This is a genomic window from Nonomuraea sp. B10E15, from assembly GCF_039871615.1.
Taxonomy (GTDB): domain Bacteria; phylum Actinomycetota; class Actinomycetes; order Streptosporangiales; family Streptosporangiaceae; genus Nonomuraea.
Genome location: NZ_JBDPMB010000013.1, coordinates 100067 through 114339, shown reverse-complemented (window position 1 = coordinate 114339; position 14273 = coordinate 100067). Strand labels below are relative to the sequence as shown.

At 69.4% G+C, this 14273-nt stretch carries 15 protein-coding genes and 1 pseudogene; 13 read left to right on the top strand and 3 right to left on the bottom strand.

Annotation, left to right across the window (positions count from 1 at the left end; translation table 11 throughout):
* The first annotated feature begins 14 nt into the window (after positions 1-14).
* The 5 genes from ABGB14_RS30965 to ABGB14_RS30945 all read left to right on the top strand — a co-directional run bounded on the left by ABGB14_RS30965 (position 15) and on the right by ABGB14_RS30945 (position 5329).
* Positions 15-1187 carry an acyltransferase gene (locus tag ABGB14_RS30965; protein WP_347647367.1) on the top strand — a complete coding sequence of 391 codons (1173 nt, stop codon included), beginning with the start codon at positions 15-17 and terminating at the stop codon, positions 1185-1187.
* The gene (locus ABGB14_RS30960) at positions 1171-2556 is read left to right on the top strand and encodes a sensor histidine kinase (RefSeq protein WP_347647366.1); all 1386 of its coding nucleotides are present in this window, start codon (positions 1171-1173) and stop codon (positions 2554-2556) included. The genes ABGB14_RS30965 and ABGB14_RS30960 overlap by 17 nt, the downstream gene beginning before the upstream one ends.
* On the top strand, positions 2553-3224 hold the full coding sequence (locus ABGB14_RS30955; protein ID WP_347647365.1) for a response regulator transcription factor: 672 nt from the start codon (positions 2553-2555) through the stop codon (positions 3222-3224). The genes ABGB14_RS30960 and ABGB14_RS30955 overlap by 4 nt, the downstream gene beginning before the upstream one ends.
* 89 nt (positions 3225-3313) lie before the next feature.
* On the top strand, positions 3314-4318 hold the full coding sequence (locus ABGB14_RS30950; protein ID WP_347647364.1) for an NAD-dependent epimerase/dehydratase family protein: 1005 nt from the start codon (positions 3314-3316) through the stop codon (positions 4316-4318).
* An 18-nt stretch (positions 4319-4336) separates the two neighbouring features.
* On the top strand, positions 4337-5329 hold the full coding sequence (locus tag ABGB14_RS30945; protein ID WP_347647363.1) for a magnesium and cobalt transport protein CorA: 993 nt from the start codon (positions 4337-4339) through the stop codon (positions 5327-5329).
* Between the two features lie 22 nt (positions 5330-5351).
* On the opposite strand, the gene ABGB14_RS30940 is transcribed toward ABGB14_RS30945, so the two are convergent.
* Complete coding sequence (locus tag ABGB14_RS30940; RefSeq protein WP_347647362.1) at positions 5352-5882, bottom strand: pyridoxamine 5'-phosphate oxidase family protein; 531 nt, start codon at positions 5880-5882, stop codon at positions 5352-5354.
* A 147-nt stretch (positions 5883-6029) separates the two neighbouring features.
* On the opposite strand from ABGB14_RS30940, the gene ABGB14_RS30935 reads away from it, so the two are divergent.
* From ABGB14_RS30935 to ABGB14_RS30920, 4 genes are all read left to right on the top strand, one after another.
* Complete coding sequence (locus ABGB14_RS30935) at positions 6030-7013, top strand: aldo/keto reductase (protein ID WP_347647361.1); 984 nt, start codon at positions 6030-6032, stop codon at positions 7011-7013.
* 4 nt (positions 7014-7017) lie between these two features.
* A complete protein-coding gene (locus ABGB14_RS30930) occupies positions 7018-7638 on the top strand; it encodes a TetR/AcrR family transcriptional regulator (RefSeq protein ID WP_347647360.1) in 621 nt (206 codons plus the stop codon).
* A gap of 112 nt (positions 7639-7750) precedes the next feature.
* On the top strand, positions 7751-8299 hold the full coding sequence (locus ABGB14_RS30925) for a hypothetical protein (protein WP_347647359.1): 549 nt from the start codon (positions 7751-7753) through the stop codon (positions 8297-8299).
* A gap of 580 nt (positions 8300-8879) precedes the next feature.
* The gene (locus tag ABGB14_RS30920) at positions 8880-9455 is read left to right on the top strand and encodes a hypothetical protein (protein WP_347647358.1); all 576 of its coding nucleotides are present in this window, start codon (positions 8880-8882) and stop codon (positions 9453-9455) included.
* 126 nt (positions 9456-9581) lie between these two features.
* On the opposite strand, the gene ABGB14_RS30915 is transcribed toward ABGB14_RS30920, so the two are convergent.
* On the bottom strand, positions 9582-9872 hold the full coding sequence (locus ABGB14_RS30915; RefSeq protein ID WP_347647357.1) for a hypothetical protein: 291 nt from the start codon (positions 9870-9872) through the stop codon (positions 9582-9584).
* 242 nt (positions 9873-10114) lie between these two features.
* On the opposite strand from ABGB14_RS30915, the gene ABGB14_RS30910 reads away from it, so the two are divergent.
* The 4 genes and pseudogenes from ABGB14_RS30910 (at position 10115) to ABGB14_RS30895 (ending at position 13954) form a co-directional block, all read left to right on the top strand.
* Positions 10115-10261 carry a hypothetical protein gene (locus ABGB14_RS30910; protein ID WP_347647356.1) on the top strand — a complete coding sequence of 49 codons (147 nt, stop codon included), beginning with the start codon at positions 10115-10117 and terminating at the stop codon, positions 10259-10261.
* 1160 nt (positions 10262-11421) lie between these two features.
* A pseudogene (locus tag ABGB14_RS30905) lies at positions 11422-11559 on the top strand (helix-turn-helix transcriptional regulator); the annotation flags it as partial.
* Positions 11560-11714: 155 nt separating this feature from the next.
* Positions 11715-12650: a hypothetical protein gene (locus ABGB14_RS30900; protein WP_347647506.1), complete on the top strand. Its 936-nt coding sequence runs from the start codon at positions 11715-11717 to the stop codon at positions 12648-12650.
* Between the two features lie 707 nt (positions 12651-13357).
* On the top strand, positions 13358-13954 hold the full coding sequence (locus tag ABGB14_RS30895; RefSeq protein WP_347647355.1) for a hypothetical protein: 597 nt from the start codon (positions 13358-13360) through the stop codon (positions 13952-13954).
* Between the two features lie 10 nt (positions 13955-13964).
* Here ABGB14_RS30895 and ABGB14_RS30890 read toward each other — a convergent pair whose 3' ends face one another.
* Positions 13965-14228 carry a transposase gene (locus ABGB14_RS30890; RefSeq protein WP_347647354.1) on the bottom strand — a complete coding sequence of 88 codons (264 nt, stop codon included), beginning with the start codon at positions 14226-14228 and terminating at the stop codon, positions 13965-13967.
* Positions 14229-14273: the final 45 nt, after the last annotated feature.

Here is a 14273-nt window from a genome sequence, read left to right as displayed (position 1 = left end):
CGCGACCCGCACGGATGCGTGACCTCGCCACGCGGATCGACGCCGCGACCCCGGCCGGCCGCGACCGCGCCCTCGACGCCCTGCGCGCCCTGGCCATCCTCGGCGTGGTGGCCGGGCACTGGATGGTGACCGCGCTGGTCGTGGAGAGCGGGACCGTGCGGGTCGCCAGCCCGCTGCGGCACATGCCGCAGCTCGCGCCGCTGTCGTGGGTGTTCCAGACTCTGGCGGTCTTCTTCCTGGTGGGCGGGCTGGTGGGGACGCGGTCCCACGTCCGTGCCCGTGCGGAGGGCATGCCGTACGGGCGGTGGCTCGCCGGGCGGGTGGCCCGGCTGTTCCGGCCTGCGGTGGTCGTGCTGGCGGTGTGGGCGGTGGTGGCCCTGGTGATGCTGGCCGGCGGGGCGCGGCTGGAGGGCGTGCAGGCGCTGGTCAAGCTCGTGCTGTCGCCGATGTGGTTCCTGCTGGTGTTCGCGGCGCTGACCGCGGCGACCCCGCTGGTGTCGAGGCTGCACCCGGCCTGGCCGTTCGCCGTGGTCGCGGGCGCCGACCTGGTCAGGTTCGGCGGTCTCGCGGAGGAACCGCCGGCCGGGCTCGTGGGCGGCTCGCTGTGGTGGGTCAGCGTGGCGGCCGGGTGGCTGGTGCCGTACTGCATCGGGGCGGCCCGGGCCCGTGACCGCCTGAAAGGGCGCGCGACCGGGTGGGCGCTGCTGCTCGGCGGCGGGGCCGCCGCCGTCGCGCTCGTCGGCTGGGGCGGCTACCCCGCCACCATGGTCGGCGTGCCGGGTGCGCCGCGGTCCAACCTCGACCCGCCCTCGCTGGCGGCCGTCACCTTCGGGATCGCCCAGAGCGGCGCGGCCCTGCTGCTGCTCGGCCCGCTGCGGCGGCTGCTGCGCCGCCCCGCCGCCTGGGCCGCGGTGGCGCTGGCGAACCTGGCGGCGATGACGATCTTCCTGTGGCACCAGACCGCGATGATCGCGGTCGCCTCGGTCGCCCTGCTCGCCGCGGGCACGACGCCGTGGACCGGGCTGCACACCGTCCCCGACGGGCCGGACTGGGTGCTCGCCCGGGTGGCCTGGCTTCCGGCGTTCGCGGTGGCGCTGCTGGTGTGCTGCGCGGCGTTCCGCCGACACGAGCGGGCACGATCGCCCGCCGGACCGGTTGCGGAGCGCCCGCATGCTGGATCATCCTGACCGGGGGCGGGTTGAGGGCAGAGAGGGCGTGGACGAGGTGGGCAGGCTACGACGAGCCCTCGGCGCCGTACGCGCGGACCTGTGGACGACCCGCTCCGACCCCCTTCCCCGCATGTCGCGCCCGCGCGGGTTGTCCCGCCTCCCGCACGTCCTCGTCATCCTCTACGCGCTGGTCATGGGCCTGTTCCCCGAAGGGGAGGGCATCGACCCGACGGTTCCGCTGCTCGCCATGATCCACGCGGCGGCCCTCGTGCTGGCGATGTCCCGCCCGCTGCCCGCCTGGTGGGCGTCGATCGCCGTCATGGTCATCGGGGCGCGTACGGGAATGACCTACCTTCCGTGGACCGAGAGTTTCCCCTGGATGATCACCTCGCACGAGCTGGCCCTCGTCAGGCCCGTGATCCACGACGCGGTGGCGTACCCGTGGACGGGCTCCGGCATCGCGCTGCAGGCCGGTGTGATGTTCCTGCTGGCACTGCGGGTGCGCCCCCGCGTCGCGGCCCAGGCGCTGGCGATCACCACGCTGGCGGTCGCGCTCTGCGTCGTGTTCCTGCCCTTGAGCAACGGGAGCGGCGGAGTGCTGGTGGCCCCGGTGGTCGACGCGACCGCGGTCGCGGTCGGGGCGGGGGTGCGCGCGCTCAGGACCACCCGTACCCGTCTGGAGGCGCAGGAGGAGCTGACGGCCGAGGAGCGGGCCCGCCGCACGCTGCTGGAGGAGCGCAGCAGGATCGCCCGCGAGCTGCACGACGTGGTCGCGCACCACATGGCGGTGATCTCCATCCAGGCGCAGGTGGCGCCGCACCTGGTGACGAACCCGTCCGACGAGCTGAAGGAGAACCTCGCGGGCATCCGCGAGAACGCCGTGGAGGCGCTGACCGAGCTCCGCCGGGTCCTCGGCGTCCTGCGCGCGCAGGACCCGCCCGGGGAGGCGCCGCAGCCCACGCTCGACCGGCTCGACGAGTTGTTCGCGAACGTGCGCGGCGCGGGTGTGGCCCTCACCACCGAGATCGCGGGCACGCCGCGCCCGCTGTCGCCCGGGGTGGAGCTGTCGGCGTTCAGGATCGTGCAGGAGGCGCTCAGCAACGCCATGCGGCACGCGCCGGACACGCCCGTGACGGTCCGGCTCTCCTACCGGCCCGACGCCCTCGGCCTCAGGGTCGTCAACGCCGCGCCCGGCGCGCCGGTCCCGTCCTCGCCCGGGGCGGGTCACGGGCTGCTGGGGATGCGCGAGCGCGCGGCCATGCTGGGCGGCGACCTCGTCGCGGGGCCCACGCCGGACGGCGGCTACGAGGTCAGCGTGTTCCTGCCGGTCGGCACGGAGAAGGACACGGGTGAAGACGCGGAGAAAGGCATCGAGGCCACCCCATGACCAGCATCCGCGTGCTCATAGCCGACGACCAGGTGATGGTCCGTCAGGGTTTCACCGTGCTGCTCAACGCCGAGCCCGGCATCGAGGTCGTCGGCCAGGCCGTCAACGGCCTCGACGCCGTCGCGAAGGTCGCCGAGCTGGAGCCCGACGTGGTGCTCATGGACGTGCGGATGCCCGAGCTGGGCGGCATCGAGGCGACCCGCCGCATCGCCGGGCAGCCGGACGCGACCGCGAAGGTCCTGGTCCTGACCACCTTCGACCTGGACGACTACGTCTACGAGGCGCTGCGGGCGGGTGCCTCCGGCTTCCTGCTCAAGGAGGCGTCGGCGGCCGACCTGGCCCACGCGGTGCGGGTGGTCGCGGCCGGGGACGCCCTGCTCGCGCCGAACGTCACCAAACGCCTGATCGCCGAGTTCTCCCGGGTGAGCGGCGCGCCGCGCGCCCCGCTGAAGGAGCGCGTGGGCGACCTGACGGAACGCGAGACCGAGGTGTTGTCGCTGATCGCCCAGGGCCTGTCGAACGCGGAGATCGCCGCGGGCCTGGTCGTCTCCGAGCAGACCGTCAAGACCCATGTGAGCAGGATCCTGGTCAAGCTCGGGCTGCGTGACCGCACCCAGGCGGCCGTCTACGCGTACGAGACGGGGCTGGTGCGCCCGTCGGGTTACTAGGCGCGCCTACCGTGCGCTGACAGCGAACCCCGTCCGCTGTCGGTGAACCCGCCTGGGCGCCTGGACGCTCGCGGTGCTTGGGTGGCGGGATGGACATCGTGGTTCTGGGCGGGACAGCGTGGGTGGGCCGGGAGGTTTCCCGGCAGGCGATCGAGCGCGGGCACAAGGTGACGTGCCTGGCGCGCGGCGAGAGCGGGCCGGTGGCCGACGGCGCGGCCCTGGTCACCGCCGACCGGCGTGACCCTTCGGCGTACGCGCCGCTGCTCGACCGCGACTGGGACGCGGTCATCGAGGTGTCGTGGCAGCCGGGCTTCGTGCGCGAGGCGCTCGCCGCGCTGGGCGGCCGGGCCCGCCACTGGGCCTATGTCTCCTCCGGCAACGCCTACGCCTCCCACGCCGAGCCGGGCATGGACGAGTCCGCGCCCCTCCTGGCTCCGACCGACCGCGCCGAGGCCGACCGCGCACTCTACGGCGAGGCGAAGGTCGCCTGCGAGCAGGCGTCGGCGGCCGCCGTGGGTGACCGCCTCCTCATCGCCCGCGCCGGTCTCATCGGCGGCCCGGGCGACCACAGCGGGCGCTCCGGCTACTGGGTGGCCCGTGCCGCGCGCGACCCGCACGGGCCGATGCTGGTTCCGGCCACGCCGGACGAGCCGACGCAGGTCATCGACGTACGCGACCTCGCCGCCTGGCTGCTCGACGCGGCGGAGCGCGGCACCACCGGCACCTACAACGCCGTCGGTCCCGTCGTCCCGTTCGACCAGTGGATCGAGCTGTGCCGCACCGCCGGCGGGCACACCGGCCCGGTCGTCACCGCCGGATCGGCCTGGCTGCTCGAGCAGGGCGTGACCCAGTACATGGGTGCCGAGTCGCTGCCGATGTGGCTGGTCGAACCGGGCTGGGAAGGATGGTCGGCCAGGAGCGGCGCCGCGGCGCAGGCGGCTGGGCTGCGCCATCGGCCCCGGGCCGAGCTGGTGTCCGCCACGCTGGCCTGGGAACGCGAGCAGGGCCTCGGCCGCGAACGACGCGCCGGCCTCAGCGCCGGGCGCGAGCGCGCGCTCCTCGACGCCCTCGGCCGAGAGACCGCACGCCGGTGACCGCGCGACAATCTCACCATGATTGTGGACAAGGCCATCTACCGCGGCGGTGTGCGTGAGACCGTCAGCGGCGACATCAGCGAAGCCTTCAGCGCCGCCCGGGCCAGAGGCGACAGCTTCCTGTGGATCGGCCTGCACGAGCCCACGCAGGAGGAGTTCGATCTGATCACCCGTGAGGTGCGGCTGCACCCGCTGGCGGTGGAGGACGCGATCCACGCCCATCAGCGGCCCAAGCTCGAGCGCTACGACGACACCCTGTTCGTGGTGCTCAAGCCGCTGCTGTACGTCGAGGAGACCTCCGACATCGAGGTCGGCGAGATCAACCTCTTCCTGGGGAGCGACTTCGTCATCAGCGTCCGCCACGGCCAGGCCAATCCGCTGGGCGGGGTGCGCCGGCGGGTCGAAGCCGATCCCGACCTGCTGTCGACCGGCCCGGCCGGGGTGCTCTACGCGATCTGCGACCAGGTCGTCGACACCTACGCCGAGATCTCCCACGAGGTCGAGCTCGACCTCATCGCGCTGGAACGGCGCGTCTTCAGCGGCGAGCGCGACGACGTCACCGCCGACATCTACTCGCTCAAGCGCGAGGTCCTGGAGTTCCGGACCGCCCAGGACCCGCTGGTGCCCGTGCTGGAGGAGATCGTGAAGGGCCGGGTGTCGTTGTGCGACGGCACCCGCGACCACTTCCGTGACGTCCTGGACCACCTGCTGCGCGTGGACTCCCAGGTCGACGAGCACAACGAACTGCTCACCAGCGCCTTGAGCGCTCACCTGGCCCTGGTCGGGCGTGACCAGAACAAGGTGGCCATGCAGCAGAACGCCGACATGCGCAAGATCTCCTCATGGGCGGCCGTCATCGCGGTCCCCACCATGATCGCCGGGATCTACGGCATGAACTTCGACCACATGCCCGAACTGCACTGGTCGCTCGGCTACCCGCTGAGCCTGTGCCTCATGGTCGTCGCCGTGATCGTCGTCCACCGGCTGCTGCGCAGGAGCGGCTGGCTGTGAAGCGCCACCCGCTCCCGCCGCGTTACGGCTGCTGAGGTTCGAAACGCCAGCGGGTCGCGCCGTACGGTTCCTCGGTCGCGACGCCGACCACCGTGTGGAAGGCGAACCGGTAGACCTGCCAGGGCGGCGGCCCGGCGCTGGGCGCGCTGAACGGGGCCGTGAGCGCGTCACCCTCGACCTCCGCGGGCCAGCCGCCCGCGCGATAGCCGGCGGCGACCTGCTCCAGCGTCTGCGGATCGCTCACTCTGGCCGCGCTGCCGTTGAGGACGAGATCGATGCCGGGAAGCCGGACGGAGATCGTGCAGCGCGGGTTTTCCGCCAGGTCACGAGCCTTGCGGGCGGCCGGGCTGCTGGTGAAGTAGAGGTCGCCGCCCAGCCACTGCGCGCCGACGCCCGCGGCGTGCGGCGTTCCGTCGGGGCGGCACGTACCGAGGAAGTACGTGACGTCGGGGCTCGGCTCGGCGGCGAGCGCGTCCCGCGCACGGCTCCACGGCAGCTCCGCGTCTCCGTAACGGTCGAGGTTCGTGGTCGCGCTGGGTGCTTGTTCGCTCATGCACGATGAGACCGACGCGAGGAGCAGAACTCATCGGTGGTGCGTGGGGCTTTCTGACGGTCCGCGGCGTGACCGCAACAGCCTCGTCGTGGAGGGCTCGAACCCCGGACCCGCTGATCACGTCGAAATGTGATAGCCTTTCACAATGTGAATGCTAATCACATCAACGTGCGGCAGCTCGGCGAGACGGGCATCGAGATCAGCCCCATCGGACTGGGGTGCATGCAGTTCGCCGGCACAGCCAATTACACGCGCTTGATCATCAACCCGATCGGCCAGGAGGTGGCCACCTCGGTCGTGCGCGCCGCCCTCGACAACGGGGTGACGTGGTTCGACACCGCCGAGATGTACGGCAGGGGCCGCTCGGAGGAGACCCTCGCCACCGCGTTGCAGCAGTGTGGCCTCGCCCCCGGGCAGGTCAGCGTCGCGACGAAGTGGACGCCGCACCTGCGCACCGCGGCCAGCATCGCCGCGACCGTCGGTGACCGCTTGAAGCACCTGGGCGGCCACCCCATCGCTCTGCACCAGATCCATTCGCCCAGCGGGGGCCTGTCGAGCATCACCGCCCAGCTCAAGGTCATGGCGAGACTGTTCAGGGAAGGAACGATCGGTGCGGTCGGCGTCTCCAACTTCTCCGCCCGGCAGCTCGTGCTCGCCCACAGCGTGCTGGCCGCCGAAGGCGTCACGTTGGCCTCCAATCAGGTGCGGATCAGCCTGCTGCACCGGAAGATCGAGCGGGACGGCGTGCTGGAGGCCGCGCGAAAGCTGGGCGTCACGCTCATCGCGTACTCGCCTCTGGAGGGCGGGGTGCTCACCGGGCGTTACCACGACAACGTGAGCCTGGCCAGGTCTGCGCCACCGGCGCGCAGGATCTTCTCCCGTAGCCAGCTGAGCGACCGAGGGCTCGCACGCACCGCTCCGCTCATCAACGCCATGCGCCGCATCGGTGAGGAGCACGGCGCCACGGTCTCCCAGGTGGCGCTCAACTGGCTGATCACCCGGTACGGTGACACCGTCGTGGCCATCCCTGGCGCCTCCCGACCCGGGCAGGCGGCCGAGGCGGCGGGCACGATGAGCTTCCGGCTGACCGAGAGCGAGATCCGTGCGCTGGATGAGCTGTCGTTAATCTGAGTGCATGCCCCGACAGGTGTCCCGAACGACCAAGCGTGACCGCTACCACCACGGCGACCTGCGCGCCGCGCTCATCGAAACCGCCATGGAGCTGGTGGCCGAGCGGGGCGTGCAGGCCTTTTCCATGGCGGAGGCGAGCAGGCAGCTGGGTGTCGCGCTCAGCGCGCCCTACCGCCACTTCACCGATCGCGACGAGTTGCTGCTCGCGGTCGGCGTGCGCGCAGGAAACCTCCTGGTCGAAGCCGTCACCGCGGAACACGGCGGCAGCGCACCGCAGGATCGGCTGGTCGCTGTGGCCAGGGGATACGTGCGGTTCGCCGCAAAGCACCGGGCGCTGTTCGAGACGCTGTTCGGCATGTGGTCGACGGCCGGTGAACCGGAGCTGGAACAGGCGTCCCGTCCCGTGAAGGAGGCCTTCCAGGCAGGGGCCATGGCCCTGTCGGCGGATGATCCGGTGGCCGCCGAGGCGCTCGGGCTGGCCGTCGCAGCCACCGCGCACGGCCACGCGGAACTCCTGCACCTGGGCATGTTCGGCACCGGCGAGCAGGGCGTGGAGCTTGCGGTTCAACGCGCGGCCGCCGCCACGCTCGCGCTCATCGACGGCCGCGCCTCCCTCACCAGCTGAACCTGGACCGGCGGGAGCCCGTGGACGGCCGCTACCAGCAGACGAATGGTCGCAACGTAGCAATCTGGTCACAAGCCGACATCGGCACCCACCGGCACGATGAAATGATCTAGTGGACCGCCGTCGTTTCGTCATCGGACTCGCCATAGGCACGCTGGCTGCCGTCACCTTCATCGGCGCAGGCTATGGCGTCGGGCAACTGACCAAGACCTACCCTGACTTCACCGTGCCGACCCCCATCGTGATCGCTCTGATCTCGATCGAAGCAGCCGGGGTGGTGGTGTTCGGGTATCTCATGGCGACCAGCCGGCCTCCCCGGCTCGCAGAGGCTGTGGAGGATCCCGGCGAACGCCTGACGCGACGCATCCAGGCCGTCAACGCGTCCTTCACGGAAGCGGCCGCCCTGATGGTCGAGCTCCAGCGTGACCTCGAAGCCCAACGCGCGACCCGCGACGCGCTTCTCGCCGAAGCCGAGCACCAGCAGCGGCTCCTCGAACTCAACAAGGACCAAGCCGAGGACATCCGCACCATCCTCGTCGGCGAGACCAAGCAGACCATTCGCGCCGCTCGACGACGGGAGTGGGCCTTCTTCCTCAGCGGCCTGCTCCTGTCGGCTGCCCTGTCCATTCCCATCGGCATCTGGGTGAACAGCATCAGCTGACCCGATCGGCGCATCACTCGGACCCGCGCGACCCTTACCTCACGGGCAGACCGGTGACCGCCCGGCCGATGATGAGAGTTCCACTGATACACCGTCGAGATGGGCACACCCACCCGTTCCGCCAAGTCCTCCGGAGTCAGGTGCTTCTCCGCCACCATTGCCCCTCCGTTAGCCAGCCGCCGCTCTTCAACCTCAGCCGTTATTTGTCATGCTTCCCCATGACTTGTCACGCAGCATATGACGCGTCAGACGCGTCTTGCGCATCAAGGATGAGATGGCTAAGACAGCACCAGCGCACTGCCGCCTGCCAGACCCTAGAGGCGGCCGAGACGCCGAGGCCGCGACGACGGTCAACACAATGCCGACCACGGCCCCGTCGAGCCGCATAGAAGGACACGCCCCGCAGGTTGACGCGGGCGGCACGATTGAGGGCATGCTGCCCATCCACCGACGCCTCGCCCGCTTCCTTCACCGCCTCGCCGAGCCTTCGACGCCTCGACGGGCCGTGCACGTGCGTATCAGTCCCCGGCATCCTCGGCCAACCGCGAAGGCCACCATTCGTGCCGCCGAACGAGCGCGCATGCGAAGAGCGAAGCAAGCCCAGCCACGAGAAGGGCGGGCGCTTCAAGTGTGGACTGCGGTCGGCACCGTCCTGGCGGGTGTTGCGGCGGTGCCAGCGCTCTTCATCGCCCTGAACGCACTAGAGATCAGCGAACAGCAAGCAGCGCTGGCAGCGCAGCAGCTCGCCAATCGTGTAACGGCCTACAGTGCAACAACGAGTTCTGTAGCGGACGAGCAGCCCCGCTACACCACCACATACACGATGCAGAACAGCAACACCGTACCCGTGATCGTGGAGGGCAGGATATTCCCGCGGGAGAGACCGGGGTTGGTCCTGTACCTCTCGCCTTTTACCATCCCCGCGTGCACCGAGGTGGACTTTTTGGTCCCATTGCCAGACGACCCGGCATTGCAAGATGAGAGAATCAGGTTCGGTCTTCACAACACGATCGACGGTCGCCTCTGGTCCGTGCCAGCCCCGGGGGAACAAGCCCGAATAGTCGAGACCTGGCTTCCGTGGCAGCAGGAGGAAGTCACTGCCCCGGAGATTTATCTCCAAGGACGTGGAGCGAGGAAGGTGTCTTCCTGCGCCTGAGGATCAGCCAGCCTCATCTACCGCGATGACCGAATGCGACCGGAACCGCCAGGCCCGACACCAGCAGCACCGAGCCTCCGGGCAGGCCCCACGTAGCGACCGAGAACATCCAGACCACGACGACGGTCAGCGCGATGCCGACCACTCCCCCGTCGAGCCTCTCCAGCGCCACCAGGGCCGCGCCGGCCGCGATGACGACTTCGCCTCCAGACGCTCCAGGATCTTCTCAGGCAGGGCGTACGCCTCTCCTCCGTCCTTGACCGGCCACACCCGCCCGTCCTTCACGAGCCGCTTGAGCTGCGCGTGGATCTCACTCGGTGGAGCCGCCACCCGCCGCTTGAGCACGTGGTGCAGCAGCTCCCCGAGCTCCAGCGCCATGCCCTCCGCATCCGCCAGCACGTCGATGATCGCGGCCATCCAGGACGAAGAAGATCCCGGTCATGCCGCCGGCGTCGGGGTCACCGGACGCCAGGTGCGTCTTGCCCGTCCGCTCGTCGCCGTCCTCGTCCACCCACGGGATCCTAGGTGGCGCACGCGGCGGCGCATCACCCAGTGCCACAGCTCCAGCTCGCCCATGCAGTCGTCCTCGCCGAGGGCGCAGCGGTGGGTGCGGCCGTTCCAGTCCGGCATGCTGCCGCCCTGCGGGTCGAGCAGCCACCGTGGCGATCTGGTCGGACAGGTGGGCCAGGCTGATCAGCGTCTCCACCGACCGCAACTTGCCCGCCTCGGAGTCGCCGACGATGATGCCGTGCCGCATGCCGCCGGACTTCGTGAAGAACGCCCAGTGCGCGGGCTGCAGGTCGTAGAAGTAGCCGATGTGCGCGCCCGGCCGCCCTTGGTGGCCAGCCGCTCGTTGAACCGCCTCATGATCTGCTGCACCTCGGGGTTCAACTCCACCTGCTCAACGACGACCTCGGGCGGCTCGATGTCGAGCTTGTCCGTACGGCCGGGCAGCGGCAGGCGGCGGTGACGCCGCCAGTGCGCAGCCGAGTACCACAGCCACCCGGCGACGCCGGCCACGGCGACCGTCCGGCGTCGTGGACCTGCACACCCGCATCCGCCCAGCCAGCCAGCCAGCCAAGAAGAGTCGTCGAAACTCAAGGTCAGCCGCGGCAGTCCCCTGCTGCACATCACCCGCATCAGCTACAACAACACCGGTCAGCCCTTTCAGCTGCTGCCGCTCACTTCGCCCCAGATTCCCACCACCTTGGCCCATTGAGTAGCAATTGGCCCATACCTGCATGCATGCATTCTGGAACGATCCAATATAGGCCTGTACGAACTCGAGGAGACGTGCTTCCATATGGTTCTCGGGGGCGTAAGCGTTGACAGCGGTCCAGGGGAGCGCCATGCCGACCACGCCCACATCGATCGAGCCACTCCGCAGGGCACTGGAACTGGCCAGGGAGCACGTTAGGGCCCAAAGAGACCGACACGCAAAAGACCAGAAGCGATGGTCTAGGTTCGCCCAGTGGCTTCCCGTCATTGCTGCGGCTGGGTCGGCATTAGTCGGAGGGACAGTCGCGATCGACGAGGATCTTTCCCCGGCATTCCGCACTGCCGTAATCATCGTGTCCTTTATCGCGACCGCCGTATCTGCAGGCGCAGCTGCACTGCGAGCTCCAGAGCGTGCAGCAGTCGCAGCTCAGAAGCACAGCGAACTGACTTCGGCGGAGCGCTGGATCGAACTGCTCATGCAGGACATTGAGGCAGGCATAGTGCCTGACGCGGAAATTCGACGACGAGTAGATATGATCTTGTCCAAGTTGGACGAAATCGATGCCGTTGAGCCTGGTCCATGGACCTCGAGCCCTCCTTGGCCGAGCCCCACACCGCCTGGGCCAGACTTCTCCTAACAATCCCTCAGCAAATCAAGAGGCCTTAACTTAACTCCCGAAGGTCTCGCACGAAAGAGCCCCGCGACTTAGCTTGAGCTTTGCGTAGAACACTCAGGAGGTGCAGGGCCATGCACGACGCTAGCACGGAGCCCGGCGCGAGACTACGGGAGCTGCGCAAGCGGCGCGGACTCACGCAAGAAGATCTCGCCGAACGCGCGGGCCTCTCCGTACCTGTCATCAAAAAGATCGAGCAGGGCGGATCCGCCCGCATGGAGACCTACCGCCAGATTGCGAAGGTCCTCGGCGTCACCACCGTCTGGTTCGTCGCGGCGGGGTCACCGCGCCCCACCGTGGACACCGGCGACGACACCGTACTCACCGAAATGCGGGCCGCGCTCATCCCCCGATCGGGCTCAACGGCATGCCCGTCATCGGCACCGCCGACCACGACGACGTCGCACTCCCCCGCCTCATCGACGCCGCGGCCGCCGTCAACCGCGCCTACCACGCCGACCGGTACGACGACCTCGCGCACCTGCTGCCCGCACTCGTCCGATCCGCGCACTACCACGTCGCCCGGTTCGACGACGGAGCCGAACGCACCCAAGCCCACAAGGTCCGCTCAGCCGTGCTCGGGCTCGCCGGCCGCTACCTCATCCAGATCCGCGCGCACGACCTGGCGCTCATGACTTTGCAAGAAGCCACGCGCGACGCCATCGCAGCAGGTGACCGGGCGCTCGCCGCCTCCGCCATCTCCTCCCAGGCGTGGGCGATGTTGAGGCAAGGCCGCTTCGACGAGGTAGAGCAGCTCTGCGCACGAGCCGCCGACCAGATCGAACCGAAGATGTCCCAGGCCACCCCCGACGAACTGGCCGCGTGGGGATGGATACTCATGCGGGCCAGCGCCGGAGCGATCCGCAACAACCGGCCCGAGGAAGCAAACGAATACCTCACGCTCGCCAAGACCGCCGGTGCCAGGCTCGGCCGTGAGCACGACCTCGGCGGCCAAAAGGCATTCGGCCCGCTCACGGTCGCCCTGCTGGAGCCCGAGAACGCGATGATCGAGGGCCGCCCCGACAAGGCACTGGAAGTGATGGACGACCTGCCGCGCGACGTCGGCCGCACCAACGCCTCCACCCTCAACCGCGCCAAACTCGACCGAGCGCGAGCCCTCGTGCGCGTCGGCGACACCGACCAAGCGACAGAGGTCATGACCGGGCTTCGCCGCACGCACGCCGAGTGGCTGCAATACCAGCAGGCCGGCCGGGACGTGACCAGAGAGATCATCGAGTCCAGGACCCGCATGCCCAGCAGCGAACAGCGCGAACTCGCCGACTTCCTCCACCTCGACGACTAAGGGATACGTTCCGCATCCCCTACGGGCGCGGCGCAGCCAAACGGCTGCGCCGCGTTTCTGGTTCCGACCATAGCCGCCGCGTACCTTCAGCCCAGTCGGAGGTGCGGCATGGACACGGACAAGCCGTTGCACGACCTCGGGACCCTACCCAGCCCTGCGGAGATCCTCGCAGCGGATTTCCACGAGTGGCACATCTGGCGTGAACGCGACACCGATGGCCGCCATGGCGACTGGGTCGCGGAGCACGTCACGAAGCGCGACCGTGCCTATTCGGCCCCAGACATCTCGACGCTACGCACGCTACTGGAGAAGGACGCCGCGAGCACACGAAGGGACACCTCGGCAACCCGCCACAAAACCGAGGGCCTGACTCCTGATCGCGGACAGGAGGAACCAGATTCAGATGGAAAGACTTCCGCCGCCGCTATTGCGCGGGCGGAACATGGCCTGCCTCGGACAAGCGGGCGCTGTTCGACCCGGGAAAGGTACGAACAACACGGTACCGATACCGGGGCACAGCAATCCCCACTCCCTGGCGGACCACTGCATGAGTAACTGAATGCCCATCGGGACTTGCGGAGAGCCCGTTGCCTGGAGACAGGCACGGCGGGTTCGGGAGGCGGCCCGAGGAAACCCACCGGTGGCAACACCGGCAGGGCGTCTCGGGCCGACCTCACGCCACCTGCGCGGTACGGACGATCCCGAAGATGTGGCTGCAGCAGGTCCGGCCCGGCGGCACCATCACCACTCCCATGCTGGGCTGGACCGGCGGCGCCGCGCTCGCGCACCTGGTGGTCGCCGACGACGGCACTGCGCACGGCGGGTTCCTTCCGGAGCCGGTGTATTTCATGCCGGCCAGGCCGCACGCCGCCCCGCCGCTGGACACCATGGAGTTCGGCGGCGGGGAGGAGAGCCACACCACCACGGATCCGGCGCTGCTGAACGACGAAACGGGCCTGCTCGTCGCCCAGCTTGCCGCGCCCAAGGCGCAGCGCGCCTGGGCGGGGGAGATCCTCGCGCTACACGACGTGGAGTCGGGCTCGCACGCCGACGTCCGGCCCTCGCAGCCGAGCGGGTGGGAGGTCCACCAGTATGGGCCGCATCGGCTGTGGGGCCGGGTGGAGCGGGCGCTGGGCACGTGGCTGGACGCCGGTAGACCGCACATGTCGGCGTTCACCTTCACCGTGACGCCGGAACGGCAGTGGGTACGCCTTGGCGCTGATTCACCCATCGCGTGGATCCGCCCGCATAGTCGGTCACGCCCCGTCGTATGCGGAGGGCCCGTCCCTCTTGGCCGGGCCTAACTCCATGGACTCAGCCCTCCGGTCGAGGTCGTCCGCGACCGGTACAAGAAAGTGCCCCGGTTCGAGCAGCAACACTTCTGTCGCGCTTGGCCGAGAAGTCGATGACCTCGCACAGGTCGGCCAAGTTGACGTGCTCGGCGACCTCTTGGACGCGGGAGCAGTAGGCGACCAGGTAGCGGCGGCCACACACTGTCTGCGTGACGCGGAAGCGTGGGGACTGGTCGAGCACGATGACCTCTACTTCGATGCCGCAGGGTCCGCGCCAGACGTTCACGACAGGAGGCTACGCCGAATTGGGCATATAGCCATAAATCGGTTG